General features: G+C 49.6%; 28 protein-coding genes. 9 read left to right on the top strand and 19 right to left on the bottom strand.

Annotation, left to right across the window (positions count from 1 at the left end; genetic code table 11):
- The first annotated feature begins 7 nt into the window (after nt 1-7).
- Nucleotides 8-220 (top strand): hypothetical protein, encoded by a 213-nt coding sequence (locus RMR24_RS01155; protein ID WP_310613255.1) that lies wholly within the window; start codon nt 8-10, stop codon nt 218-220.
- A 5-nt stretch (nt 221-225) separates the two neighbouring features.
- Here the strand turns inward: RMR24_RS01155 and RMR24_RS01160 are convergent, their stop codons facing one another.
- The 7 genes from RMR24_RS01160 to RMR24_RS01190 form a co-directional block, all read right to left on the bottom strand.
- A complete protein-coding gene (locus tag RMR24_RS01160; protein WP_310613256.1) occupies nt 226-1,257 on the bottom strand; it encodes a type IV secretion system protein in 1,032 nt (343 codons plus the stop codon).
- Between the two features lie 314 nt (nt 1,258-1,571).
- Nucleotides 1,572-2,258 carry a hypothetical protein gene (locus RMR24_RS01165; protein ID WP_310613257.1) on the bottom strand — a complete coding sequence of 229 codons (687 nt, stop codon included), beginning with the start codon at nt 2,256-2,258 and terminating at the stop codon, nt 1,572-1,574.
- 95 nt (nt 2,259-2,353) lie between these two features.
- Complete coding sequence (locus RMR24_RS01170) at nt 2,354-4,978, bottom strand: hypothetical protein (RefSeq protein WP_310613258.1); 2,625 nt, start codon at nt 4,976-4,978, stop codon at nt 2,354-2,356.
- Nucleotides 4,975-5,289 (bottom strand): VirB3 family type IV secretion system protein, encoded by a 315-nt coding sequence (locus RMR24_RS01175; protein ID WP_310613259.1) that lies wholly within the window; start codon nt 5,287-5,289, stop codon nt 4,975-4,977. Before RMR24_RS01175 ends, RMR24_RS01170 begins: the two co-directional genes overlap by 4 nt.
- Nucleotides 5,290-5,299: 10 nt before the next feature.
- Nucleotides 5,300-5,638 carry a hypothetical protein gene (locus RMR24_RS01180; RefSeq protein ID WP_310613260.1) on the bottom strand — a complete coding sequence of 113 codons (339 nt, stop codon included), beginning with the start codon at nt 5,636-5,638 and terminating at the stop codon, nt 5,300-5,302.
- A gap of 16 nt (nt 5,639-5,654) precedes the next feature.
- A complete protein-coding gene (locus RMR24_RS01185) occupies nt 5,655-6,725 on the bottom strand; it encodes an ATPase, T2SS/T4P/T4SS family (protein WP_310613261.1) in 1,071 nt (356 codons plus the stop codon).
- Nucleotides 6,722-7,171 (bottom strand): lytic transglycosylase domain-containing protein, encoded by a 450-nt coding sequence (locus RMR24_RS01190; RefSeq protein WP_310613262.1) that lies wholly within the window; start codon nt 7,169-7,171, stop codon nt 6,722-6,724. The genes RMR24_RS01185 and RMR24_RS01190 overlap by 4 nt, the downstream gene beginning before the upstream one ends.
- Nucleotides 7,172-7,870: 699 nt before the next feature.
- Here RMR24_RS01190 and RMR24_RS01195 point away from each other — a divergent pair.
- From RMR24_RS01195 to RMR24_RS01215, 5 genes are read left to right on the top strand one after another with little or no spacing between them, the layout of a single operon-like run.
- Nucleotides 7,871-8,254: a hypothetical protein gene (locus RMR24_RS01195; RefSeq protein WP_310613263.1), complete on the top strand. Its 384-nt coding sequence runs from the start codon at nt 7,871-7,873 to the stop codon at nt 8,252-8,254.
- Nucleotides 8,251-10,326 (top strand): MobH family relaxase, encoded by a 2,076-nt coding sequence (gene mobH, locus RMR24_RS01200; RefSeq protein WP_310613264.1) that lies wholly within the window; start codon nt 8,251-8,253, stop codon nt 10,324-10,326. The genes RMR24_RS01195 and mobH overlap by 4 nt, the downstream gene beginning before the upstream one ends.
- A gap of 1 nt (nt 10,327) precedes the next feature.
- Nucleotides 10,328-12,439 (top strand): type IV conjugative transfer system coupling protein TraD, encoded by a 2,112-nt coding sequence (gene traD, locus RMR24_RS01205; RefSeq protein WP_310613265.1) that lies wholly within the window; start codon nt 10,328-10,330, stop codon nt 12,437-12,439.
- Nucleotides 12,429-13,130 carry a DUF4400 domain-containing protein gene (locus RMR24_RS01210; RefSeq protein ID WP_310613266.1) on the top strand — a complete coding sequence of 234 codons (702 nt, stop codon included), beginning with the start codon at nt 12,429-12,431 and terminating at the stop codon, nt 13,128-13,130. The genes traD and RMR24_RS01210 overlap by 11 nt, the downstream gene beginning before the upstream one ends.
- Before the next feature lie 17 nt (nt 13,131-13,147).
- Nucleotides 13,148-14,029 carry a recombination-associated protein RdgC gene (locus RMR24_RS01215; protein ID WP_310613267.1) on the top strand — a complete coding sequence of 294 codons (882 nt, stop codon included), beginning with the start codon at nt 13,148-13,150 and terminating at the stop codon, nt 14,027-14,029.
- 80 nt (nt 14,030-14,109) lie between these two features.
- Here the strand turns inward: RMR24_RS01215 and RMR24_RS01220 are convergent, their stop codons facing one another.
- From RMR24_RS01220 to RMR24_RS01230, 3 genes are all read right to left on the bottom strand, one after another.
- A complete protein-coding gene (locus RMR24_RS01220; RefSeq protein ID WP_310613268.1) occupies nt 14,110-14,394 on the bottom strand; it encodes a hypothetical protein in 285 nt (94 codons plus the stop codon).
- Between the two features lie 15 nt (nt 14,395-14,409).
- On the bottom strand, nt 14,410-14,751 hold the full coding sequence (locus tag RMR24_RS01225; RefSeq protein ID WP_310613269.1) for a hypothetical protein: 342 nt from the start codon (nt 14,749-14,751) through the stop codon (nt 14,410-14,412).
- Nucleotides 14,752-14,836: 85 nt separating this feature from the next.
- Nucleotides 14,837-15,754 carry a tyrosine recombinase gene (locus RMR24_RS01230; protein ID WP_310613391.1) on the bottom strand — a complete coding sequence of 306 codons (918 nt, stop codon included), beginning with the start codon at nt 15,752-15,754 and terminating at the stop codon, nt 14,837-14,839.
- A 306-nt stretch (nt 15,755-16,060) separates the two neighbouring features.
- Between RMR24_RS01230 and RMR24_RS01235 the strand changes: the two genes are divergently transcribed.
- The 3 genes from RMR24_RS01235 to RMR24_RS01245 are packed head-to-tail and all read left to right on the top strand — an operon-like array spanning nt 16,061 to nt 17,032.
- Nucleotides 16,061-16,597 (top strand): hypothetical protein, encoded by a 537-nt coding sequence (locus RMR24_RS01235; RefSeq protein ID WP_310613270.1) that lies wholly within the window; start codon nt 16,061-16,063, stop codon nt 16,595-16,597.
- Nucleotides 16,578-16,751 carry a hypothetical protein gene (locus tag RMR24_RS01240; protein WP_310613271.1) on the top strand — a complete coding sequence of 58 codons (174 nt, stop codon included), beginning with the start codon at nt 16,578-16,580 and terminating at the stop codon, nt 16,749-16,751. Before RMR24_RS01235 ends, RMR24_RS01240 begins: the two co-directional genes overlap by 20 nt.
- Before the next feature lie 59 nt (nt 16,752-16,810).
- Nucleotides 16,811-17,032, top strand: coding sequence for a hypothetical protein (locus tag RMR24_RS01245; protein WP_310613272.1), 222 nt, complete (start codon nt 16,811-16,813; stop codon nt 17,030-17,032).
- Between the two features lie 177 nt (nt 17,033-17,209).
- Here RMR24_RS01245 and RMR24_RS01250 read toward each other — a convergent pair whose 3' ends face one another.
- The 9 genes from RMR24_RS01250 to guaB form a co-directional block, all read right to left on the bottom strand.
- Nucleotides 17,210-19,117, bottom strand: a complete 1,908-nt coding sequence (locus tag RMR24_RS01250; protein WP_310613273.1) for an acyltransferase family protein — start codon at nt 19,115-19,117, stop codon at nt 17,210-17,212.
- 16 nt (nt 19,118-19,133) lie between these two features.
- A complete protein-coding gene (locus RMR24_RS01255) occupies nt 19,134-20,063 on the bottom strand; it encodes an LD-carboxypeptidase (protein ID WP_310613274.1) in 930 nt (309 codons plus the stop codon).
- Between the two features lie 35 nt (nt 20,064-20,098).
- Entirely contained in the window at nt 20,099-20,773 is a 675-nt protein-coding gene (locus RMR24_RS01260; protein ID WP_310613275.1) for an SAM-dependent methyltransferase, read from the bottom strand.
- Between the two features lie 2 nt (nt 20,774-20,775).
- The gene (gene tadA, locus RMR24_RS01265) at nt 20,776-21,813 is read right to left on the bottom strand and encodes a tRNA adenosine(34) deaminase TadA (RefSeq protein ID WP_310613276.1); all 1,038 of its coding nucleotides are present in this window, start codon (nt 21,811-21,813) and stop codon (nt 20,776-20,778) included.
- Complete coding sequence (locus RMR24_RS01270; protein ID WP_310613277.1) at nt 21,810-22,430, bottom strand: FMN-binding negative transcriptional regulator; 621 nt, start codon at nt 22,428-22,430, stop codon at nt 21,810-21,812. Before RMR24_RS01270 ends, tadA begins: the two co-directional genes overlap by 4 nt.
- Nucleotides 22,431-22,455: 25 nt before the next feature.
- Nucleotides 22,456-22,713 carry a translation initiation factor IF-1 gene (gene infA / locus RMR24_RS01275; protein WP_100133080.1) on the bottom strand — a complete coding sequence of 86 codons (258 nt, stop codon included), beginning with the start codon at nt 22,711-22,713 and terminating at the stop codon, nt 22,456-22,458.
- A 74-nt stretch (nt 22,714-22,787) separates the two neighbouring features.
- Entirely contained in the window at nt 22,788-23,681 is an 894-nt protein-coding gene (locus tag RMR24_RS01280) for an alpha/beta hydrolase (RefSeq protein WP_310613278.1), read from the bottom strand.
- Nucleotides 23,682-23,687: 6 nt separating this feature from the next.
- Complete coding sequence (guaA, locus tag RMR24_RS01285) at nt 23,688-25,304, bottom strand: glutamine-hydrolyzing GMP synthase (RefSeq protein WP_310613279.1); 1,617 nt, start codon at nt 25,302-25,304, stop codon at nt 23,688-23,690.
- Between the two features lie 103 nt (nt 25,305-25,407).
- Nucleotides 25,408-26,877, bottom strand: coding sequence for an IMP dehydrogenase (gene guaB / locus RMR24_RS01290; RefSeq protein ID WP_310613280.1), 1,470 nt, complete (start codon nt 26,875-26,877; stop codon nt 25,408-25,410).
- Between the last annotated feature and the right edge of the window lies 1 nt (nt 26,878).

Genomic DNA, 26,878 nt, shown 5'->3' on the forward strand with positions numbered 1-26,878 from the left:
GAACATCATGGAAAGTTTTATGCGTGAGTTTTTTTCGATCATTCTTGGCCTTGGAGCTAATGCTTTGATAATCTGGGTTATCTACAGCGTGTTTTTTCGCCGCCGAGAAGAAGATCCCGATTTGATTGCCTTGAAGCAAATTCAAGATCGTTCTTACCAGCGAGGAAAGCGCTCTGGATATGACGATGGGTTTGCGGATGGACAAGCATCCACTCATTGAGTTCGTCATTTCTTTGCCATCTGTGTAAGTTTCGATAACGCATCGGAGCCAATGGATCGCATCTTTCTTCCCATGAGCCCGTTGCCAAAGTTTTTGCTACTGGCACCACTGCCACCGCTAACCAGCGACTGCGCAATCCCCTGTACTTGCCACATCATGAATGCGGTAAGGGCACTGACCACGGCCATCATGAAAGCTGCAACAAGATCTACGGTGCTATAACCAGATGCACCGTCTACAGTGTTAGCCATGCTGCGAATCACCACAAAAATATCAGCAGTCATTGCAACCATGAGTGCAGCCACAATCTTGGTAAATGCAGCTGCAATCATGAATTTCAGCCAACCATCAAACAAAAACTCAGTGCGTTCCCAAATTAGCCAAGGCACCAAAATTGGTCCGAGTACGACACCAATACCGAACATGACTTGAGCCATCAAGATTGCAAGTACATAAGCAATCAAAGTTAAAGCAAGACAAAAAACTGCGGCAAGCTTCAATAGCATGGCCATGATGATTTTTGGAAAAAACCAAAGCATGTCGCTAACAGATGGCGCTGATTTAGCGCCGCATGGGTCCGCTTGATATCCTGGATCAATGCCTGCTTCAACCTGAATAGGTGCTGACTGTGCGCATTTTGGATCTTGCTCACCTTTGAAAAGTTGTGCAGCTGCTTGGAACAGTAGATTTGATGAAGCTCCTACATCAGAAGTTCCCGCCACTTTTTGAGCGATTTGGTTTATGTTCGATTGAAAAAAACTTGTTGTGAATGTGGCCCAACTTGTGAGCATCAACGCCACGATTGAATACCGCACAAAGGTTTTTGTTACTTGCTGCAATGCGGTCATACCATCGCTAGAAAGCATCCACATCAAGACAGCCCAAGTCACAGTAATGAGCAATAAAACAATTGCCAGGTCTAACCCTTCATCCACAAGCAATGTGGACCTAGAACTCAACGCACCAGTGGCCGCGTTGTACATGCAGGTGAATGCGTCACCGAACGTGACATCTTGGGGATTAATGCAAGTAGCCATGGTTAATCTCTCTCAGGCAAAAAGTCGATACAACCATTTACAGATGGTCAGTAAGAAAACATAAATTGCGAACGGCATTGCGACAAAGCCCAACGAGGTCAAGAACGGTTCTTCAATCAATAGACGAAGTACGGCCAATAAAAATAGCAGTTTGAATGATCTATTCACCAGCCTCGGAATTACGAATTCATCGTCTCGCTCACCCCTAAACCGTTGTCGATAATGTTTTTCGGCTTTAAGTAGCCAACACGTTTCGCGACGGGTCAGAGCTTTGCGATGCAAAAGTGTGATGAGAATTCTTTTCTGAATAGTCATCATGGGGATACTCCATCTGTCCAAGGTGTGGGTGCTTTAACGCTAGAACCACCATTTCTGGTATTCAAAGCTGTACCGACTGCCCCTGCGTTTTGAAGAGTCGTGGCATGAGCAGCATTGGAGTTTTGCTTGTTGATGGAATCTGAATTTCTCTCCGCGCTTTGGGTCAACAATGCGGTTTTGATTTCCACAAGTTCACCGGCCATCATGGTGCTTTGCTGGTTGAGCAATTGAAGACCTTCAACGTTTCCCGTGATGGCCTGTGTTTGCTCTGAAACAGCACGCAACTGTGCTGCACGATCTTGAGCGTTGCTGATCGTCGAAATGTCTTGATCAAGACGCTCTTTGTAATAGCCACCCTTTGTGCTGGCCATCTTTTGCTCGTAGCCCATGTAGGTGGCCACATCCATACCCATTTTTCCGGCCTCTGAAATACGAGCCGTCATTGCTCGTTCAACGTCAGCGGAAGCACTGCCAACCCGTTTAACGCTGCCAAGCAATGTATTGAGCGCATTGAGCTGTCCGAAATACGGTTGCCTAGCCTGTTGCAACATCGTTGCAGGCAAATTTTTCAGATTGGTGAGCATTGCAAGATACTGATTCACCATGGTGATGTTTCCTTGGATTTGCATTGCGACCATGTTGGCTTGCTTGACGTTAGATGCCGCAAGTTCAACGTTGTTCATCAGCTGTGTACCTTCTGATGCCGCAGTACCAGCGGAGCCACTGGCGTATGAGAAGTTACTGAAGAGAACGATGCAAATCAGTACGCACTTTGACCTCATATGGACACCTCCAAGTCTTCGTCTTCATCATCTAAAACGGGGGTATTGACCATCAAATCAATGTATTTAGAGCGCCAATCGCCGCCCTGTTCAATACAGCGATTCAGAGTAACTTGTGCCAATTTGTCAGAGCGCAAATACACCATTTGTCCAGGCGTCAGACTCAAAGAAATTCGTTTGAAATTCCCCTCATCACTTTGAGAGATGAAGAAGTCTTTCTTGGGCACCCCTTCTGCGATGTGCGTGAGTGCCTCTTCAGACAACATGAATTCACGACGCAGGAGGCTTCCTAACGATTCAGAACGTGCCCTGGTATTGGGTGTCAAAACAATCGTTGGAACGTTGTCTCGAATGGCAGAGTAGATTGCTGACTCCACCAATTTATCTGGTGACTGCGTATCCATCCAAATGCAAGCGCCAAGCTTGCGCAAAGTCACTAACCACTCCATGAACTCTGTCATGAATATGGGGTTCTTCAAAAAATACCAAACTTCGGGGATGAATATGAATGTTGGTGCGATTGAGAAATCGCCAACAAGGCTACGCATTTGTGTTGCTATGCGATAAAAGGCGTAGCTCATGTAAGGTGGCGCGACCTCATCGTTTTCAAGAATGCTGCCGTTCTCAATCGCAGTAAGTGACTCAAGATCAATGTCATCATGGTCATTGTCAAAATAGCTACCGAGTGAGTGGCCCTGCGTCCATTGAACGAGTGCCCGTGCAAGCCCCAAGCTCATATCGAGCTTGGACACCAAGGTGGCCAAGCGCAACATGCTCGGATCTGATTTACCCAATTCAGCAGTCGAAATCAAAGCACGTTCAATGCTGCTCAAGTCATCTGTAGTGGGTGTGTACCCAACCATTTGGGCAAGAAGTTTTACCCAGCCTTTTAGGTAGCCAACGTGTTCTAAATTGCCACCTTTGAGAAGCGCAGAAAGCGGTCCCATGCGGTAGCGGTTTGAGCCTTGATTTTGCGTGTCTGGGTTGAGGTCGATGTACTTGCCACCTTGAAGCAACACGGCAGGACGTGTAGAGTAGTTCTTGTCAAAAACGAGTACGCGTGAACTTGGATACTTTCTAAAGTTTGTCCATCCCAAATTTGCAAATGTGGTTTTCCCGCGTCCAGTTGGCCCAAGAATGAGAACGTGCCCCACATCTCCAACATAGCCTGTGAAGTGATAGAGCGTTTTAAACCGTGTAGGCAAAACCATCAAAGCACGGCATGGTTTTTTTAACGCTTCAGACAAATACTTGTTGAAGCGATTTCCTTCATCAATCGTTCTAAGTGGTAGCAGATCTGCGAAATTTTCTGTTTGAATCGTTTGCCATGTTGCGATTTCTTCGTGTGAGCCAGGAATTGTGGCCGTCCAAGTTGAAAGTTTGTGAAGGGTTTCTCGCATTGGCAGCAAGCGAGCGCCACTTAGCAATTCCTCGACACGCTGGCAACTATTTTGAAGTTCAGAGGCGCTTTGTGCATGGACGACAAGACCTCCGTAGTAATAACCGGCACCGTTACTACTCATTTCAATTTGACTTGCGAAATTTTCAGCCTCAGCTTCAGCTTCAACTCGCCCTTCGTTAATTTTTGCACCACTAAAATCGCCGCCATTTAGTAAGCCGAATGCCCATGCCGCAGGTGACATTTTTCTATCACCATGGTGCCTGGCCATCGCTTTGACGACATTCATACCTTTTTTACGCGGTAAGAATTTATAAACATGCGTCAACGTGAATTCAACTCGGTCAGCTAGCAACTTGTCGAACAAGTCCAGTGACAGGCGTTTACGCTTGATTAATCGAAATGAATAACTTGCAGAGAAGATCTTCTCTTGCCCTTCAAAGATCAACTCATCAGACGAAAAATTATTTAAATAGTCAGCGCATAGTGCCGTGTCCCAAAAGTACTCAGGGTCAGGAAATGCAACACGTGAAATCTTGCGAGTTGGATTTGCACACGAACATAAATAACCAGAAAAAGCGTCTCCTGTTAGCTGAGTGATGCCTAGTGCACTTGTTGCAGCTAAAAATTGACTGATGTACTTTTCAAATTGTTTGCCTGCATCAATCAAATCTTCTGAGTTTGTGTGCGGGAAATCGCTACGCCCTTGAAGAATGTCGCCAATACCAGTCATTGAGGCTTTCAATGCGCCCCATAAGCTGTCGTCGCCCAACTCAGATGCACGGCGTAACCGGTTAAGAAAACGAGTACTGTCTGCCGGAGGCAGCATCACAATGGAAAAAGCAGGAACATTTACAAACTGCTTGTTCGCCATTAGTGTTTCACAATGCAATTCGTCAATACGTTGACTTACTGGGTCAGGAAACTTTGAATTTGGATAGCTTGTTGTCTCACGACGACGCATTTGCCAATTCATCATGATTGGCTGCTCTTGCAGTTGATCTAAGGCGTAAAGCACTTGCCTTCTTGCTGAATTGATATCGGCATTCGATGTTGAATCAATGTCCAATCCCTTGAATACAAAAGAAGCCAGCAATGAACCATCTTTCTGCACCACGATTTTGGGTGACAGCGGAAACAACCACGGCAAAAGTTCTGCAATTGGTTGCCCAGCATTCTGAGAGTAGATAGCTGTTTTTTCAGCAATTGAAAGCGTTTTCATATCTGCACGTCTCGTCCATACCCAAGTGGGCGTAAACCTCGTTTTTGTGTGACCATTGGCCACGGCGTGTAGCGGTCTGCTTGTTTCATATGTTTGAGATATTTCTCTAACAATTGAGGGGAGATTTGAGTGACGAGCATCAATACAAAATGCATGATCAATGAAAGAATTAAAAAGCGTGGAAAGCGCAAAATTACTGAGACAAGGATTGCCGTACACAAATTGATCACGAACAACCAGTCATCTACACCTAACGTGGTGAGCTGACTTAACAGTGACTGTTTGACTTCTGAGCTATCTAGTTCTTCCATACCCGAATCCTCAGCAGAAGATGCCAACACCAGTAGCGGTTTGAATGATGTTTTCAATGTTCAAGCCAATGAAAAGTGCAGCCAATAGACCAATGCCACTTTGAATTGCTTTGGAGCCTGTACCAGCCAATTTCCAACCAATGACCAAGACCACAGCCATGATTGCTGAGACAACGACAAACAGTTCGTTATCTACAAGTTGTCGATATGGACGACAGATGCCAGATGACAAAATTCCTGCATTTGCAGTGCTCGGTAGCATCAATAAATAAGCGGCTATTGCAATAGACGCGTTGATTGCGACAATTTTTTCGATGATTTTTTGGATCAATGCTTGGGGTTTTTTCATGGGTAGACCTTCTTGGTTAGTAATATTCAACGGTTCGTTTAAAAAGTGATTTGGTGTGATAGCCATCCTCAGTTGCACCAATGACTTCAATCACCTCATTGAGAGCACGCCATCCATGCAGGACACCTGCATGCACGACAAATGGGAAAGTTAAAGCGATCTGGCGACGTAAATCTGCGAGTGGCCATCCCGAGGCTTCAGGAGCCATTCGGACCATGTTCTCCAAGCGATACAAGCCAGATTCAGCGGAGTCTGAGTGGAATGAGACAGCCGAGCCAGGATGGCCCGTGTTGTATGCATCAAGCATGTCAAACGCTTCACCACCACGTACTTCACCCACAAAAATTCTGTGTGGTCGATATCGCAACGTGTGCTTCACCAATGAGCGAATGTCTACGCCATACGTTGGGTTTGCCTCAAATCCAATGTGGTTTGGCACACTAATTTGCAACTCTGCGGTATCTTCAATCGTTGCAACACGATCGGTGGCGGGTATTTCTTGAGCGATTGCATTTAGCAAGCTGGTTTTACCTGCCGAAGTTGCACCAGTGACCGCTAAGTTTTGGCGAGTGCTAACGATCCAGCGAAACAAATCAGCGATGGCTTGACCGCCTTGGGCGATTGATTCATCACTTGGTCGCTCGACGATCTTTTGAGTTTTTGCTGAGTCAAATCGCCACACGGGATCGAATGCCCCTTGCTCCACGTAGGTATCCAATTTACGCACCTGTGAGCTGTGTCGACGAATACACATTGAGGCACCGGATGTCGCCACTGGCGGCATCGTTGCAGCTACACGTAAGCCAGGTAGTCTTGCATCAAGTAAGGGCGACTTCGTGCTGCTTTTGGTGTTGATGTTTGCAACAGTGGTAATTGCCGAAATCAAAGTTGAGCTTGGAATGCTCAACTCAAGACGTTCAAACTGTCCAGCGCGTTCAATCCAGATGTTTTCAGGTCCATTGATCATGATCTCTTGAACACTTGGATCGTCAAAGTATTGGTACAAGCTACCAAGATCGCCGCGAAGCACCCTCTCGCAATGAGCGAGCATGGCTTTTGATCCATCGAAATGAGCTGATGCACTCATTCCATTGCCACCTGTTCAACTGGACGCTCCCAGACGCCTAAGCGACCACCAGTGGACTTAGGAACAATGCGCTGTTGATCAAGCACGACTGTGCTTGTGGACCTGTTTAAGCGTTGATAAACCGCCCATGCATACTTTGTACGCTTGGCTTCTGATGCTGCGTTGTATGCACCTACGGCAGTCCAGTTCACCCCCAAACGTCGAAAGTTTTGAGAAAGAATCCACGCCCCTACATGAGCGTTTACGCAGGGGTCAAACAGGGAGTGCTTTGTGATGCCCCATGCACTCAACTTAGGCAACCAACTTGAATTGATTTGCATCAGCCCGTAATCAACAGAGCCATCCTTGTTGGTGTTACTGACGGTTGAACTAAACCCAGACTCTTGCTCGGCAATAGCTCGCAGTAGTGGATAGGCAACCCGATGGAATTGCGCGGCTTGCTGCAAGCACTGATCAATGTACGCACTCGGCTGTGCCGCCTGTAAGGGCAGCACGTTTGCGCACAAGCTAAGAAATGCTACTTTGACAAGTAAGCAATGCGGTTTCACACGACACCTTAAAAAGTGGGGTGAGATCCAAGGACCTCACCCCGAGGTCATGGACTGAAAGGAGCTTCAATCCGTGCGGTGGTCAGCCGCACGTATGCATTGCACTAAAAGTCAAGCTTTTTGTCTGATTTCGCTTGAACAACGTGATTTCAAATATTTCAAGCGAAACGAGATTTTTTTCGTGATATAGTGTAAATAGAGCCATTATTTTTCAAAGCTCAAAAACCGCTTAATTAATAAGCACTGTCAACGTTATTTACAACACATCAATAAAATAATCCTTCTGAATCAATAACTTGGAAAAGACCAAGGATTTCAAAGGGGTAATGGGCTTATCAAAAGGATTGAGCCAGCTTTTTACAAACGCTGGCTCCTGCAAATGACTTAAGGGCTAACGGCAAAAAAGCCTAAAAGGGTAATGGAATCAAGGATTTAGAACGGATAAATGACTTTAATTCGCAAGGATGGCTGTTTTGAGAAACAGTATCTCCACTAGCTAATTTACCAGAAAAAATCCGGTTTCGCTTGAAATATTTGAAATCACATTGTTCAAGCGAAACCGCGTGTTGAAGTGTCAATTTCGGCATCCTTGGTGCTATGAACAAATCGCCCTTAAACACGCCAGTCATTGGAATGCCGCGCTTGATAGACCTTCTTTTTGATCGGTACGCCGGTTGGCGAGAGGACTACCTAGGGCTGGAGCAGCTTCCCATGTCTATTGATGCGAAAGTTGCATTAGAGCAACAAGTAGTCGATGTTGGCTTGTCCTCAAGCGTCATGTATGACTTGACTTATGCAGCGCAAAAGCTATCAGCACTAGAGCAATGGAATTGGCAATGCATCAGCGCAGCTGGGGAGCAATGGAAGCCACTGGAGCAAAGCTATTTGGACTTTACCAAGGAGCACGCTGTAGTCATCCCATTTATAAAAGCAGCATCATCTGATCTTTGCGAAGCTTTTATTCATCGGTGCGCTGAATGAACACGACTGAGGCAATCCTAGGTGTGTTCTTAGTTTGTGCTGGTGGTGGTTTGGTTTGTTGGCAAACCAAACGTCAGGATGAAAAAACTGGACCAACAGTAAAGCATACGCTGCCACAAACGGCGGCACCGTCAACGCCCGTTGCACGGCGTCCGGCAAGGCAGATGCCAATTCAAACATCAGCACAGCTACTTGCCCAAGCTGAATGTCAAGGGATGGTTGAACAAATACGCACCCGACTTGGTTTGACACCCGAAAATTATGCGCGGGATGTAGCGCCCCTGATCGCAAATTTTGTCGAATTTGTTCAGCTGTTACCTGCATCTCAGTCTCATCACCACGCACAACCAGGTGGGCTGCTGCAACACACACTGGAAGTCGCCAGTCATAGTTTGGCATTGCGAGAAGGCTACAAACTACCCAAGGGCACAGTCCCTGAAGAACAGATCAGACTTGGTCCAGTTTGGACTTTTGGATTGCTTGTAGCGGCCCTATTGCACGACATTGGCAAACCTGTGGCCGACGTCGTAGTCACGCTGTATGGGTCTGACCCCAATAAACCAATAAAAACTTGGTCAGGGTTGGCAGGCAGCATGAGGCTAACGCAAGACGCGACGCACTACACGGTGGACTTTCCCGATACGTCTGACTATGGAGCGCATCAACGACTGCCTACGAGCCTGCTGCACGCTATGGTGCCTGCTGGAGCATTGCAATGGCTCTCCACCGACCCTTTGCTGTTCAAGGAACTTCTCAATTATCTTGACGGTGGAGCAACTGATGGCGTCCTCAAAGAGATCATCACAAAAGCTGATCAGCTTTCAGTGACTGAAAACCTCAAATCTGGCACACGCATTCGTTTTGCTGCATCTAACAGCACCCCACTGATTGAGCGATTAATGGCGGGTCTACGCGCAGTGCTTGCAGAGGGGCATATGGCCATCAATCGCCCTGGTGCTGCTGCGTTTGTTGACCCCGATGGTCAGCATATTTGGCTTGTTGCTGGAGCAGCCGCAGATCAAGTACGACAACTCTTGAGCAGTCGTGAAGTTAAGCCAGGTAAATCTGCCGGTATTCCAACAGACAACACTCGCTTGTTTGACACCTGGAACGAATACGGAGCTTTGATTCAGCCCCCTAAAGAGTTCGGGAAGGGTTCCGTTTGGTGGGCACGCATTGAAATTGACGACTGGAATCATGTTCTCACGTTACTGAAATTTCCAATTGAGCTGGTTTACCCAGCGGAGGCGAAGCGCCCTGCCCCGTTGGTTGGCTCAATCACCCCTGTAGAGCCAAGCACGCCACGATCAGATCAAGAAGCATCGACGCAAGTGGTTGAGCAGCAAGATCCATTGACTATGGAGCAATCTGTTGCCGGTGCTGCCATTCAAACACCACCTACAGCTGTTGATGATTCTGAATCTTGGATGACCATTGCCTCTGACACGCCGAATGAACAGGTCGGTGCGCCTGAAATCTCCCCTCCTCCATCACCAAGTCCATCGACAGCAACGACCGATGAATCTGAATTTTTAGATGAGGGAGAAAGTGCTGGAGCAGCAATTGAAACAAAGGGCCGTCAGCCGACAAAAGCAGTTCAAGCCCTAACGCCTACGAACAAACAACCCAAGGCGTTGTATCGAATGCCTGGAGCAATTGCACGCCCTAACGCAGACAAATTTGTTGCATGGATTCAGCAAGGCTTAGGCACTGGTAGCCTGAGCTACAACGAGGCTGATTCGTTGGTCCACTTTGTCCCTGAAGGTATGGCGATTTTGACTCCGAAGGCCTTTAAGGTCTATTTGGAAGAAAACAGTTTTGAAGGTTCAACTGGCACCTCCATAGATCCTTTGCGTGCACTTCAAAACGAAATACAAAAAGCTGGCTACCTAGCTGTGAACAAAGAGGTGTCACCGCCTTCAAAGTTTCACTACTACCAAACACAACGTGCCGACGGCAAACGTGGTGCCGTCATCACTACCTACTTAATTCCCAACCCGCAGGCGTATGTGCGTCCTGTACCTGCCCAAAACCCGCTTCTAGCTAAAGCAGATAAACCTGAGGCAAAGTGATATGGCCTACCCTATTGACAATCCGTTTCGCCCCCCTGTTGAGTTCATTTCGTCCATAGCAGCCACTGGTTCAATCGTTGGCATTGCGTTTTATCAACAGTTCTTTGGGCTTGATTTGGCAACATCGTTTGCGATCAGTGCGCCATTGTTAGCGTTGGCTGTTTGGCGCGGTCGTCAAGGCTACAAAATTTTGCTTTTTCACACAAAGCTTCGTTGGCTTCCTAAGTACGAGCTTAAAAGTGAAGAAATCCCCGTGTCCACCAAAGAGTTGTTCTTGGGCATGGGCTTTTGGTGGGGTGAAAAACATTCACAGCGCTTATTCACGGCGCGGTTGCCCAAGTATGAACACTTGAGGGCTCGCAACAAACGCTATGAATGGGCACGTCAGTTTGAACGTGATCACCCTGGGCACTGGCTCAATCGGATTTTCGGCTATGAGCATCCAATAAACCCCGTGTCACCGCTGCCACCAGTTGGAGGTGATCCAGCAATTCACGGCGTTGAACCCGATGAAAGAGAAATTTGGACATCACTAGCAGAACGTGTTGGTCACCTGCTGGTGCTTGGCACAACCCGTGTCGGCAAAACCCGACTGGCTGAGCTGCTAGTGACCCAAGACATTCGCCGTGGCGAAGTTGTTATCGTCTTTGACCCCAAGGGAGACGTTGCTCTCTTGAAGCGCATGTATGCAGAAGCCTCGCGTTGTGGCCGAGAAAAAGACTTTTGGTTTTTCCATCTTGGCTATCCCGAGTTATCTGACCGATACAGCCCAATTTCTTCGATTGGTCGCATCACAGAAGTGGCTACTCGTATTGCAAATCAGCTTCCAGGCGAAGGACAGAGCCAAGCCTTTAAAGAGTTTGTGTGGCTATTCATCAACGTGATATCCCGAGCGATTTCGGCGCTCGGCATGAATCCAACGTACACCTTGATTTATCAATACGCAGTGGACGTTGATGCTTTAGGGGAGAAGTATTTTGAGTATTGGCTCAACAAAGTGCACCCCGAATGGGTTGATGAAATTGAGAACATTTCATCCAAAGAAATTGAAGCCATGCAGAAGAAAACTGGGCGTTCACTCAAAACAGTTGAGTTCATTGCGTTGCTGCGTGAGAAGGACTGGCATGACCCTGTCGCTGATGGCCTTGTGTCCATCTTGTCGAACGACAAGACGCGATTTCAGATGCTCATCAACTCGCTGTACCCGTTGCTGGAAAAACTCACCACCGGCAAGGTGAGTGAGTTGCTATCACCGACTTGGGACAACCCGACTGAGAAGCGACGTGTGTTCGATTGGGACAAGATCATGAACACTGGTGGCATTGTTTATGTGGGTCTTGATTCCCTCAGTGACGCTGAAGTTGCTGCAGCTGTTGGTAATGCGATGTTCGCTGACCTCACCTCCACGGCTGGTCGACGTTACAAATTCGGCACCGCTTTTGGCCAAAGCCAAGGTTTGGACGTTAAAGACTCAAAAAAAGTGGCCATACATGCCGACGAATTCAACGAACTCATTGGCGATGAGTTCGTTCCGCTTCTGAACAAAGCTGGCGGTGCCGGTTACCAAGTCACGGTCTACACGCAGACGTGGAGTGACGTTGAGGCAAAAATTGGTAACCGCGCAAAAGCGGCACAAATCGGCGGCAACCTGAACTCACTCATCATGCTTCGAGTGAAAACGACTGACACCGCAGAAATTTTGACTGAGCAGCTACCAGAAGTCGAGGTTTCAAAAATAGCATCTGATTCGCGCACAACAGACGTTCAAAACCCCGACGACTTTGCTGACTTTGGTTCTTCATCGGGTGATGTTGTCCGAAGCTACAAAGTGCCTATGCTCAGGCCCTCAGACCTCACATCCTTGCCCAAGGGGCAAGCATTTGCATTGCTGGACGGAGGTCAACTAGCTAAGGTGCGTTTGCCATTGGCTGTTGAAAGTGTGGACGATGTTCATTGGCCAGAGAGTTTGTTCAAAGTTTTTGATGGCATGCACGAACAATACAGCCGCTACATCAAATCGGTGGACGAAGGCCAAACCGCCCCACTCCCTATAGATTTTTTAGGCAACACAAGCGATGGGTTGACGGTGGAGGGAAAAGGTCATGGCTTCTGAACCACGCAATGACAATGGAATCGCTGAAACAACCTTCAAGCCGTTTCGATTGGCATGGAACCTATCACTGTCGATCCTGTTGATCTGGTTCGTCTCTGTTGCCATACAAATCACTTGGGTCCGCTACCACCACCTAGATGGCGTAGCTCACGTTGAGGCACTCATTGATGAGTACATGGAAGGCAGTGCATCAGATGGGTTTTCTGAGCAAGTTGCAACAAACATTCATTGGCTAATTTTTGATGTGACTGGCATTAAAAAATTGATGCAACGTCCCAAGCTGAACCCACCTGACAAAAGCAAGGCAACAACGATCGGAGAAGGTGTCAATCGTTTCACTTGGGCGGCCTTCGCACCCGATTTACTGGTTGCCAGCTACGCGACTGTTTTGTTTGGAGTCAGGCTGTCCATCGTTCTTTTGGCCCTGCCAATTTGCCTATTGGTGATTGGCGTATTTGGCATTGATGGATTGGTGCAGCGCGAAATCCGTCGCGAGTGCGGAGGCACTGAATCAGCAGCAATCTACCACCGAGCAAAGCTTTTTGCATTTAGTCTGTTGCCCCCAGCTGCCGGACTGATTTTTTTATGCGCCCCCGTTGTGATTCATGCGGAGTGGGTGTTGCTACCTACAGTTGTAGTTTCCGCAATCCTCATTCGTGTGCAAGCGACTTATTACAAAAAACACCTCTAACTTAGATAGGAATTTTCATGTTTAAAAACTTGTTCGTCTTTAAATTTTCTAACACACACTCTGTCGCGGAGATCGAAAAATCTTTAGATTCAGAACGCTTTGTCCCTTGCGGTAAATCTCAAGAAAAGGCAATTGGCTGGGTTGCGCCCCGTGGTGAGCCTCATGCGCCTTTGGCTGAATCCATTGGTGGACACCTCATCCTGCGACTCAAAATCGAAACCAAATCCGTTCCAGGATCTGTCGTGAGTCGCGAAGCTCAGGAGCGTGCAAATCAAATCGAAAAACAATCGGGGCGTAAGCCAGGAAAAAAAGAAATGCGGGAGATCAAAGAAGATGTGAAGATGTCTCTACTCCCCCATGCATTCAGTAAAGAGTCAACTCATTGGATTTGGATTGACCAAAAGACAGGACTGATGTTGGTTGATGCGTCTGCTCAGTCGGCAGCGGATGATGCAGTCACCATGGTTGTCAAAAGCATTGCAAATATGCAAGTCGCGCCAATTTCTACGAAAACATCACCGCTTTCGGCTATGTCCAACTGGTTGTTCAGCCAAGACGCTCCAGCTGGATTTAGCATTGACAGAGAATGCGAACTGAAGGCTCACGATGAATCTAAGGCTGTGGTGAAGTTTTCTAAACACAACCTTGATCGCGATGATGTTCGCAAGCATATTGAGGAAGGCAAGTTACCCACTCGCTTGGCCATGACTTGGGACAGCCGAGTTTCATTTGCTTTGACCGATAATTTTCAACTCAAAAAAATAGTCTTTCTTGATGTTGTATTCGAGGACAGTGGCGAAAACGATTCAGTCTTTGATTCTGAAGTTGCTATTGCAACTGGTGAGCTGTGCAAGTTATTGCCAGATTTATTTGATGCACTTGGCGGCTTGGTCATGTAATGACCATTCGTACAACAGATGCCCGAAGCTCATTGAGCAACGCTAAAAGCCTACGGGCGATCAGTAGATAGACTTGCCTTTTAAACTGATCCAAAAAGATTGTTTTCTTCGCGAAAACGTGAGAAAAAATCGGCAAATTTTTTCGCATCAAACCATGTTTTTTCATTCAGGTGAGCTATCCAATCAACTAACGCTTCTGGAGACTTAACAATCTCTGATGTCGCAACGTTGTAATCGGCAGATTGATCAGGAGCATCAGCGCTCACAAAAGACCACTCTCCAGTAACTGGATTCGCCACGAAGAACCCATCTATTAGTAGTATTTTTTGTCCTGTACGTTCACAGGTTGCTGTTTTAAATTGCATTTCTTTTCCTTCAGCTCACAAGGATGGCAGCGGTTCGAAATCCACGTAGGTGTTGCCCTTGTGCTGACTAATGGAAAGGACGGGCTTAGCCTTGCAACCTTCGCACCAGAAGAAGATCTTCAATCCATGACGACGTGCGCTCGGGTTACCCTCAAGCGAGGTGTCAACAGTGGCCTTGCCGTCTGCAACTGCGACATGCACCCCACTGGTCGCATCCTCTCCGCACTCAAAAATCTCCACTCGGTCATGATGAAGGTAATTAGAGCCACAAGCAGGACATTCGAGTTCTGCGCCGAAGCCTTTTTGATATTCGCCAAATTTTGGGATCATATTTTTCTTTCTGACTGGATGGTTCAAATTGCAACTCCGAGTAGCTTACTAGATTGATGAGTGACTATTTTTGGTGTCGCTCACACAAAAAAGTTGGGTTTGATCGACACTTTCACCCTCGTGGATGATGCAGCCTATGAAGCTCTTTCAGTCGGTTGATGGCCACATGCGTGTAGATCTGGGTGCTATTCACGGATTCGTGGCCAAGCAGCATTTGAATCGTGCTCAATCCTGCGCCATTGTTGAGCATGTGGGTAGCAAAGCTATGTCGTAATGTATGCGGTGACACTGTTTGTGTGATGCCTGCGTTGATCGCATAGCGCTTGGCCAGCTTCCCTATCCAGCGTTCGCCGATGTGAAGCTTTCGGCCAACGAATTTGGGATTCGTCACAAACAAATATGGATTCGCCGTTCCCGCAATCAACAACGGCCGTACCTCATTCAAATATTGAAGCAGCCACTCATGGGCAATTTCTCCAAAAATTGTGATTCGCTCTTTGTTGCCCTTACCCCAAATTTGAAGCGCTCGGCTTTTCAAATTAACGTTGATTGAGCGAAGGCTAACCAACTCACTCACCCTCATGCCAGAGGCGTAAAGCAGCTCAAACATGGCGCGGTTGCGCAAGCCAAGCACTGTGTCCACCTGAATTGCACTGAGAAGGTCTTGGACCTGCCTCTCACTCAAGCAATTCGGAAAACTCGGGCTGGTCCGAGCCAATAGCACTCGACTCGTTGGGTCAATCAGCACGCATTTTTCTCGAATTGCCCAGCGGAAAAATCTTTTTAGGACGGTGACAGCCAAATTCGAGGTTCTTGGACTGTATGTTCGGTGATTGGTTTTCAAAAAGCCACGAATGGCCTCCAACGTTGTTCGTTCAAGCGGGGGATGCCTGTGTTCTTCGAGCCATCGAGAGAAGTGGCGAAGGTACATTGCGTAGATCCGTACAGATCCATCTGACAATCCATCTTCTATCCAAAGTGAGTCTAGGAAGTTTTGAACTAGCGATGAGTTGTGGTGGGCAAGGTGCATCAGGCGTGCGATTTCAACCTTGACCCACACCCAAAACGTCACTATTTCGTTGACAACCGATATGAAATAATAGCTATATTGCAATCTTATGCTAAATTCCCCTTGACTGCGGGACTCATTAATGGCCTAAATTTGTCAAAGAATTTAGTGTTAAAATTTTGAGCATAGACCTTCTATGAGCAAGTGCAAAAAGAGGCGCCACCTAGCTAACTAGGTCCCACCTGGAGTGGGAGTCCGAGAAATCGGTAGAGAATCTTGCATGTAACGGCCACCATGTGTGGCCGTTAGTTTTTAAGTTGATTGCGCGTGAATCCAATATTTGACAATTCAACGATAGATGCTTTTTTTGCTGATAACGCACAAAATGAGCCTACTTGGATAGGCAATGTCTTTCAGGTGGCAACCAATCGTGAAGTGATTCCATTCACTTTTGAACGCATTCGCTATCTCATGATTCTTGGTGCACCTATCTATGAAGCGGGCGATGAGGAGTCATTTTTAAATTTAAGCTCAGCATGGGCTGACGGCTTCAGCCCTAAAGATCAGTCAAGAGTCATGAAGTTTTGCCGTGCTGATGCCGTGGATGAACACTTTCAGCCCGATCGATGGAAGCTCCTCAACCCACTATCTATCTACAGCTTTTGCCAAACCGTCACCGCTGTTGTTGAACATTACGTAGAATCTTGTCCCGATGTTGAGCAATTTTTCTTCTGGCCAACCACAAGTCAGCTCGAAACGTTTTACAAGCGAGTCTTCCGCCATTTGAACAGGGGTTGCCTGAACGGACAGTTTGTGCCTATACTAGAACCGCTAGGAGTATTCAATGGATACCAAAAACCGTAAACATCATGAAGCAGCAGCTGTTGCCTTGAAGCAAGCTAGTGTCATCAAGACCTTGGCGTTGGCTAGTGCAGCCTTCAAGAATGGAACGATGAAAGTAATCTCTCCTCCTCCATCAAATAAAGACCGAAAAGTCCATCTGCATCAAGCAACGTAACTATCGCTCCAAATGCCCTCCTCGTTGAGGGCATTTTTTATGTATCGATGGAGATTTCTATGACAGTTGTCCAAAAACGCCATGCTGCACAAGCTTCTGTTGTTCGCACAGCAAGCGGTCAATTTATAACAAGTCACAGAATGTCAGACCCTGAGGTAGCAGACCTAGTTCGCGCATACCGAGCCGAGATTGGCGCGTCAAGTCAAACCGCAAGTGCTTTTTTACAAAAAGTCGGCATCTTGACTAAAACAGGCAAGCTTTCGAAGAAGTTTGGCGGTTAATTATTTTCAGCAGATTTGAAGGCGTCTGCCCGTCTTCATTTTTTTCTTGACAACAACCGATGATTTTGATGTATATTTGTATCGGGTGTGTTTGGAGCTACGTTTTCTCCCTTCCCTACCTCATACGCAATGCGGCAACACAGCTATAGGTGTTCCGAAAATATACATCGTATTAACTTATCGGTACGCGAGTTGCGGATGTTTCTGTTTCATGCTCTTGGCAATGAAATCGCCAACAAGCTGAGAACCTGGAATGTTCAGATGGTTGTTGTCTCTGAAATAAATCTGGTCACCAGAGTTCATGCGGCAAACTTGCCCGTCACAAAATAAATCATCCAGACGGATGAAAAGCAAATCAGGATTCTGTTTTTGCGCCGTATCAAATGCAAACGCATATGAGTCACTGATTTGTTGATAGGTATCCATCGATTCGGAGCAATGACTGCTACCCGATAAAGGATGTGTAAATTTGCATCGCTGAGGATCAAATCCAAACTTTGGGGTGTCATTTACCAAAATAACTTGCTTACCTTTGCCTCTCAGCCAAGTGATGGTTGCATGCAAGTCACGCTCAAAAGCAATCTTTTGGTCGGGAAGCAATCGAGCATCAGCCCACATAGATGTCAGCAAAACAAACTTGATGTTTGAGTCTGCAGCAATACCGTCAAAGATTTCTTTGTACTGATTTGAGTTGATAAACGGCAGATCACTTCTGTAGTAACTCGCAATATTTAAATACGGCATAGCCTGTGACATGCCAACCAACAAATGCTCGGCATGACTGTCGCCAATCATGACCAGGTCAATGGGCGCACCCAGTTTGGCCTGATAACAACGAACCATGCTCCCCCACTTTTCTGACTTATCAGAAACACGTTGGTCGGCACATGGGAAGAAGTTTGCAGCGTAATACCCATGGAATGTCTCATGACCTATGTCCCCTGCCTTGCTAGACATTTGGGACTCCATGATGGGCCTAGCCGGATAGCCGCCAGAGTTTTTGGCTGAAGCGCCCAGGTAACTCATGACGGCAAGCAACGCTAACAGTAGAGGAATCTTGAGTGCGCTTTGCCAAGCGAAGCGCATGCGTTTTTCAAGCCAAAGATAAGTCGTCCAAGCCAGTAAAACAGACCCAATGACCATGCTGAGGCGAATCAACAAACTGGGTGTTTCACCTTCCACAATCCTTGCGAATGCCAAAGCAGGCCAATGCCAAAGGTAAAGCGGGTAGCTGATGACACCTATCCATATGGCAACGCGGTTTGAAAGCAAAGTCCTATTGCACCAAGCTGCAGGGCCTGCATAGATCATCAATACTGCACCCAATACCGGAAGCAAAGCCCAGCCACCAGGAAAAGCTTTCTGAGTGTCAATCAGGCAAACAGCAGCAAACAAAAGAACAAGGGACAAGCAACTGATTGCATTTGCATTTCGGGGTGGCGATGGATAGCGCATCAGGTGATATGCCAACCATGCCCCCGCAAACAGCTCCCAAAAACGCGTGAGTGGATGGTAAAAATCACGCGTCAAATCAATTTGCGACTGATACACATTCCAGCCGAATGAACCAAGGGTTAAACCAATAATCAGCGGATACCGAAGCGCTTTCAAGCGCCAAACAGCCCACACGATCAGTGGCCAAATCACGTAAAACTGTTCTTCAATGGCTAACGACCAAAGGTGCAACAAAGGTTTTGTTTCAGCGGCATTGTCAAAATAGCCGGCTTCTCTCATCAAGAGCAGATTGGATAAAAACAGAGTGGCGCGAAAAATATGTGCACCTAAACGGCGAAAGTCATCGCTGAATAAGAAAAACCAGCCAAACACATAGGAAGACGCAAGCACGGTCAATAGCGCAGGAAAAATCCTCTTGATGCGACGCGCATAAAAGTCTGCAAAGCTAAAGGTCGCAGATTCAATTTCTCGAAAAATAATTCCAGAAATCAAAAAACCAGAAATAACGAAGAACACATCAACGCCAACAAAACCACCAGGAATCAGACTTGGAAATGCGTGAAAAATAACAACTGAGGTGACAGCGAAAGCACGAAGCCCATCAATATCTGCACGATACGTTAAATGCATAAAAACCTGATTCTGATTAGTGGTCTGCGTGGGCCCAAAGCAGCAAGGCGTCTCTGCCCTCCACCACCAAATCAATCTTCTGACCGACAGGCAAACAGAGCTTGGTCGGCACATGACCAAACGGCAAATCTGTCAACACCGGCAGTTTGATTTGTGTGCGCAGCCAATCGACAACGCTTTGAAGTTTGAAGCCTTTGTCGTGCGGCGTCAGTTTGTAGTTGCTGAATTGGCCAAAGACGATGGCTTTTTGTTGCGCCAACACACCTGCGTGCAACAGCTGCGTGAGCATGCGTTCAATGCGATAGGGATGCTCTCCCAAATCCTCTAAAAACAACACGCCATTTTTGATTTGTGGGAAATAGGGCGTGCCGAGTAAGGACACCAACACAGCCAAGTTGCCGCCCCAGAGCATGGCATCGTTCGCCCACACACCCGTGCGGCGTTTCTCGTTGGCCATCGCACACGCTTTAGAAAACTGCCAACCCGCGCCCTCACCCTGCCCGCTGACCATGTCGTCAAAACAGGCTTCCATGATGTCGTCTGGGTGTTCTGCACCAAAGTCTTCGCCCAAGGCGGGGCCCGCCCAAGTGACTGCACCCGTTTTGGCTAGCAGAGCGTTTTGGAATGCGGTGAAATCGCTCAAGCCCACAAACTGTGTGCCTTTGGCAATGGCTTTGGCCACTTGTTTGTATTTAATACCGGGCAAGATGCGTGTGAGGCCGTAGCCGCCACGCGATATCAAGGCCACATTGGCGCCGCTGTCTGCCGCGCGATGGATGGCAGCCAAACGGGTGGCGTCATCCCCTGCAAAACGGGTGTAGCTGCTGAGTGCATCGGCATCCAACTCAACCTCGTGACCGAGTTTTTTAAGACGTGCCACGCCACGTTTGAAAGCTGCTTTGTCGCGCACAGCGCCGCTGGGGGAATAGATGTAAATGTGAGCCATGGGCCACATTGTCGCGGCAAATTTAAGCGCGTATATCAGCCGCGTTTGTAATGCAACAAACGCCCACGATAAGTGCTCAAGTCTTGCAGCGGCTCGTTCATCATCAGCTCAGTCACGCCAAATCCCATATTGGCCATGTCTTTGTGAAAAGCGCTGCGGTTGCCACGGTTTGGGTCGACGATGAGCACTTCTGCACCCTCTGCTGCATGCACTTGGATAAAGCCCGACAGCATCGCTGGATGGCTACGCTCGTAAAGCACATCGCTGGCAATGAGCAAATCAAACGCGCCCAGCCCCTTGTTCACCCTGCCCCAGTTGCCAGTTTCGTAATGCAGCGGAGGCAAACCATTGAGCAGCAGATTGGCTTTCAAAAAGATTTCGGTCAGTGGATGGCAATCGCTGGCAATGATGTTGCCTTGGCGTCGGTGCACCACCAAACTGGCCAGCCCCAAACCACAGCCCACTTCCAAGATGCGCTTGTCTTTGAGCACCCATGTTTGCATGAGGTCAGCCAGCTTTTGTGCCGAGGGCCAAAGCAAACCAAACAAGGGCCAAGTGGCCGACGAAATACCTGCAGCCACAGCCAAGCCAAGTGGGTCAAAAAACTGTTGTTTGTCGAGCAACGAGCGAATTTGCAAATCTGCCCCGCCTCCTACACCGACCCTCTGAAACTTGACTTCGTAACCGAGGGTGGGTGTGGCGTTATACATGTTTAACTTCGTTTCGGCGGTGGCGTGGATGCAGCAGCCATCAGCAAGGTGCTCAAAGCACGAGGACCGGCCAAGTGGCCACGGTCTGGATAGGGCGCATCGCGCAAGGCTGTGGGTAACGCGGGTGTTTCCACCCAATGCAGTGGTAATTGCAAATTAGCCAGCAGCGGCGCCATCACGCGCGGGGCATGCAAAGCGACCGGCGCAGGGTGCACGCTAGCCAAAAATTCGCGCAGCACTTGTGCGTGCCAAGCCAAGCGATGTGTGGCGATTTTTTTTGGCTTGTCAGACAACCCGAACCCAGGCAAGTCCAAAGCCATCACAGGTTCATTCGATTGCAGCTGACATGCATATTGCACGCTCCAACCGTCAAGCCCGTGCAAGTACACATGCGGTGCGGCTTGGGCTTGTGTGTTGCTGGTGCGGTTGTCAAACCAATGCAGGCGCAAGCCTTCTAGTGCAGGCAAATCGGCCGTGAAGTGCGACAGCGCTAGTGGCACATCCAAACCCGCAAATAAATCTTCAAACGTTCGCAAAGCGTCTTCACGCAAAGGAACTTTGTTTAGTTGCTGCTGTGCGCGGCGTTGCTCAAAAAAGTCTTGCAGCACTTGCGCACAATCCTCGGCCAATACGCCACCCGTGACTTGGGTTTGATGGTTGAGTTGCTCGTGCGCAAACAAGTTGAGTACCGAACCCGCAGCCCCAGTTTTAGGCTCGGTTGCACCAAAAACCACACGCTTGAAACGTGCATGCAGCGTCGCGCCACTGCACATGGCGCAGGGTTCGAGCGTCACGTACAAGGTGCAATTGTCAAGGCGGTAGTTGCCTAGCGCCAGTGCTGCGGCGCGTATGGCATTGACTTCTGCATGCGCGGTTGGGTCATGGCTGGCTAGCGGTGCGTTGTGGCCCGATGCAATCACCTGCCCTGCCCTCACCACCACTGCACCCACCGGCACTTCACCCGCATGAGCTGCAGCTTGCGCTTGGCGCAGGGCCAACTGCATAAAGCCAATGTCTTCAGGTGAATGCAAATGCTTCATGGCTCAACCATGCCGAGCTTGACCATCCACTCGGCCAAGGCCTGTTCATCAGGGGTGCCCTGCGCATACGCGGCGTGCATGGCGGCGTGGGACTCTGGGCGGTGCTGGTTAAGCTTGATCGCGCATTGCAATTCGGTGATACCCAACTCAAAAGCCACGATGCCATTGAGCATCTTGTGTTGGTAGTCCTCAGCCAAACTGCGCCATTGCGCCGCATAAGGCTGCTCGTGGTCGCCAATCAGTTGCTTGAGTAAGCGGTCTTTGGCTTCGGGTTCTTCCACCAACTTAGCCTCTACCTTGGCGTGCACAGCCAAGTAGCTCCAAGTTGGCACACGCGTGAGATCGGGATACACCTTGGGCGACATATAGGCCTGCGGGCCCATGAAAGTCACCAGTGCTTGGGGGCGCGCTTGTAAATAGCGCCAATGTGGGTTGGATTTTGCGCAGTGGCCCAACAACACATGTTGGCCATTTGGCTGCGTCAAATGAAGAGGGATATGTGTGACAACTGGAAACCCATCGTCATCCACACTGATGAGGCTTGCAAAAGGATGTGCCCGCATGAGAGCGAGCGCATGAGCCTCATCTTTGGCATTGAACTGCGGGGGCAGGTACACGCCAAATAACCGCGCGGCGGTCCGTTTAGAAACGACGCTTAACTGCTGGGCCTGGGCCCTTGCCTTCGATGTGACGGAACGTCACACGGGCTTTGTTCATGTCGTAGGGGGACAGTTCAACCGTCACTTTGTCGCCTTCGATGATGCGGATGCGGTGCAGACGCATTTTGCCGGCGGTGTATGCGATCAATGAGTGACCGTTTTCCAGGGTGACGCGGTAGCGAGAGTCGGGTAAGACCTCGTGTACGACACCCTTCATTTCGATCATTTCTTCTTTTGCCATGTACTCAGTGTTCTCTAATTTAAAAATTCAAACCCAAAACGGGCGCTTTATCTACAGCCTCCGATTGTAGAGGCTTAAACGTGCAGCAGCTCCAACACGGCATCCGCAAAGATTTGTGGATTTTCTTGGGGCAAATTGTGGCCAGCACCCGGAACAATCCGATGCTGTCGCTGCGCTGCAAAACCTTGGGCTTGAGCTTGGGCTGCCTTGGGTGGATTGACGCCATCATCAGCGCCATCCAAAGTGATAGTGGGCACACAAATTTGAGGCTGCGCGGCTAAACGCTGCTCAATGGAGGCGTAGGCGGGGTCGCCATCGATCAAGCCGTAGCGATGTCGGTAAGAATGAATCACCACCTCCACAAAGTCTGGGTTTTCAAACGACGGTGCCGTTTGCTCAAACTCTGCGGACGTGAAACGCCAAGTCGGTGACCATTGTTGCCACAACAAATGTGTCAGCGATTTGCGGTTCGCTTGCAAACCTGCGCGGCCACGTTCGTTATGAAAATAGTATTGGTACCAAAGCAGATGCTCGCGCTCGGGGGGCTCGGGTTGCATGGCGAGCGCAATGTTTTGAATGTTGTAGCTGTTCACGGACACAAGGCCTTGGGAACGCTCAGGCCATAAAGCAGCCACAACACATGCTGCACGACCACCCCAGTCATAACCTGCCAGCACCGCGCGTTCTATTTTTAGCGCGTCCATCAAGGCCAACAAGTCCGCACCGAGTGCAGCTTGTTCACCCGAACGTGGGGTTTGTGCATATTTGAATTTCGTCGAGCCAAACCCACGCAAATAGGGAACGACCACACGGCAACCCGCTTTGACCAACAGCGGTGCGACTTCGGCATAAGCCTGAATATCGTAAGGAAAACCGTGCAACAGAAAAACCGCAGGGCCATCTGTTGGGCCCAGATCAGCGTAGCTGACGCTTAGAGCGCCTGCGTCAATTTGATGCGTCGCCCGCAATTTCTGTCACTCCCACTCGATGGTCGCCGGTGGTTTTGAGGACACGTCGTATGTCACTCGGTTGATGCCACGCACTTCGTTGATGATGCGACCAGACACTTTCTTGAGCAGCGCATAAGGCAACTCAGCCCAATCTGCGGTCATGAAATCGCTGGTTTGCACAGCGCGCAAGGCCACCACATAGTCGTAAGTGCGGCCATCACCCATCACGCCCACGCTCTTGACGGGCAAGAACACGGTGAAGGCTTGGCTGGTCAAGGCATACCAAGATTTGCCAGTGGCTTCGTCTTTGAAGTTGTGCAGCTCTTCAATGAAGATCGCGTCAGCACGGCGCAGCAAGTCGGCGTATTCCTTCTTCACTTCACCCAAGATGCGCACGCCCAAGCCTGGGCCTGGGAATGGGTGGCGGTACACCATGTCGTGTGGCAGCCCCAAAGCCACGCCAAGTTCGCGCACTTCGTCTTTGAACAATTCGCGCAATGGCTCTAACAACTTCAAGCCCAATTGCTCGGGCAAGCCGCCCACGTTGTGGTGGCTCTTGATCGTGACTGCTTTTTTGCTCTTGGCGCCACCGCTTTCGATCACGTCTGGGTAAATCGTGCCTTGGGCGAGGAAGGTTGCGCCCTTATGACCTCCATCACCCGCCTTGAGTTTGGCCGCTTGCTCTTTGAACACATCCACAAACAAGCCGCCGATGATTTTTCGTTTGGCTTCTGGCTCGCTCACACCCGCCAATTTGCCCAAGAACAAATCGCTGGCATCCACGCGAATCACGTGGGCGTGCAACTTGCCCACAAACATGTCCATCACCATGTCGCCTTCGTTCAGACGCAACAAACCGTGGTCTACAAACACGCAGGTGAGTTTGTCGCCAATGGCGCGGTGAATCAGGGCTGCGGCCACGGATGAATCCACACCCCCTGAGAGCCCTAAGATGACTTCTTCGTCACCCACTTGTTGGCGAATGGCGGCCACCGCTTCTTCGATGTAGTCGCCCATGATCCAGTCGGGGCGCGTGCCACAAATATCCAGCACAAAGCGGTTCAACAAGGCCTGGCCTTGCACCGTGTGCGTGACTTCAGGGTGGAACTGCACCGCGTAAAACTTGCGCGCTTCATCCGCCATACCGGCGATCGGGCAAGCAGGCGTTGACGCCATGACCTTGAAGCCTTCAGGCAGCTGGGTCACTTTATCGCCATGGCTCATCCACACTTTCAGCATGCCATGGCCTTCTGGCGTGTTGAAGTCTTCGATACCTTTGAGCAGTTCGGTGTGGCCGTGGGCTCGCACTTCGGCGTAGCCAAACTCACGCGTGGTGCCCGCTTCGACCTTGCCGCCCAACTGGGTGGCCATGGTTTGCATGCCGTAGCAAATGCCCAGCACGGGCAGGCCCAGCTCAAACACAGCGTCAGGCGCGCGGTCGTTCACCTCGTATACGCTGGCGTGGCTGCCTGAGAGGATGATGCCTTTCAGGTTGCCATCTTTGGCGTAGTCGCGCACCCAGTCGCTGGTCACATCGCAAGGATGAACTTCACAAAACACATGGGCTTCGCGCACGCGACGGGCGATGAGTTGGGTGACTTGAGAGCCGAAATCGAGGATGAGGATTTTTTGGTGGGACATAAATAAAAAATGGCCGTCAAGTGGCCTTGGCTCTATTGTCTCAAAAAAACAAAGCCACCCCGAAGGGTGGCCTGCAGTCGAACACTTAAAGCTTATTCAGCTCTTATTCGGCGCGATAGTTCGGCGCTTCTTTGGTGATTTGCACGTCATGCACGTGGCTTTCACGAATACCCGCAGCCGTGATTTCCACAAACTGCGACTCATTGTGCATGGCCTCGATGGTGGCGCAACCGCAGTAACCCATGCTGGCACGCAAGCCACCTGCCATTTGGTAAATGATGGACACGACAGAGCCTTTGTAAGGCACGCGGCCTTCAATGCCCTCGGGCACCAGTTTGTCGGCGTTGGGGTTGCCTGTGCTGGACTCTTGGAAATAGCGGTCTGCACTGCCCTGCTGCATGGCGCCGATGGAGCCCATGCCACGATAGCTTTTGTAGCTACGGCCTTGAAACAACACGATTTCGCCAGGTGCCTCTTCGGTGCCCGCAAACATGCCGCCCATCATCACCGTGCCTGCGCCGGCTGCAATGGCTTTGGCGATGTCGCCGCTGTAGCGAATGCCGCCGTCAGCAATGAGTGGCACGCCTGTGCCTTGGAGGGCCGTGGCCACGCTGTCCACCGCCATGATTTGCGGCACGCCCACACCCGCCACGATGCGGGTGGTGCAAATTGAGCCTGGGCCAATGCCCACTTTCACGCCATCAGCACCCGCTTCGACCAAAGCCAAAGCCGCTGCGCCCGTGGCAATGTTGCCACCGATCACTTCGATATGCGGGTAGTTTTGCTTGACCCAACGCACGCGCTCGATCACACCTTTGCTGTGGCCGTGGGCGGTGTCTACCACGATGGCGTCAACGCCAGCACGGGACAGGGCCTCGACACGTTCTTCTGTGCCCTCGCCCACACCTACAGCAGCACCTACGCGCAGCTTGCCTGCGGCATCGCGTGCAGCATTGGGAAAGTTGAGTTGTTTGGTGATGTCTTTGACGGTGATAAGGCCCTTGAGCTCAAACGCATCGTTCACCACCAGCAAGCGCTCGAGTTTGTGCTTGTTCAGCAGGTGCTTGGCTTGCTCAGGCGTAGTGCCCTCGGGCACAGTGACCAAACGCTCACGTGGCGTCATGATTTCGCTGACTTTTTGGTCGTAGCGGGTCTCGAACCGCAAATCACGGCCAGTGACGATGCCCACCACTTTGCCGCCATCGCACACGGGAAAGCCCGACACTCCCAGCTCTTCCGACAGGGCCATGACTTGGCGCACGGTGGTTTCAGGCGTGATGACCACAGGGTCGCGCAGCACGCCAGACTCGTAACGCTTGACCTTGGCCACTTGAGCGGCTTGCTCTTGTGCGGTGAGGTTTTTGTGCACGATGCCAATGCCGCCCTCTTGCGCAATCGCAATGGCCAAACGCGCTTCCGTCACGGTGTCCATGGCCGCAGAGACCAGGGGCAAGTTCAGACGAATGTTGCGGGTGAATTGGGTCGCAAGCGACGTGTCCTTGGGCAGGACTTGGGAGAACGCAGGGACGAGCAGAACGTCGTCAAAAGTGAGGGCTTTGCCAAGCAGGCGCATG

Origin of the sequence: Limnohabitans sp. (genome assembly GCF_031539105.1) — a bacterium.
GTDB lineage: Bacteria > Pseudomonadota > Gammaproteobacteria > Burkholderiales > Burkholderiaceae_C > Limnohabitans.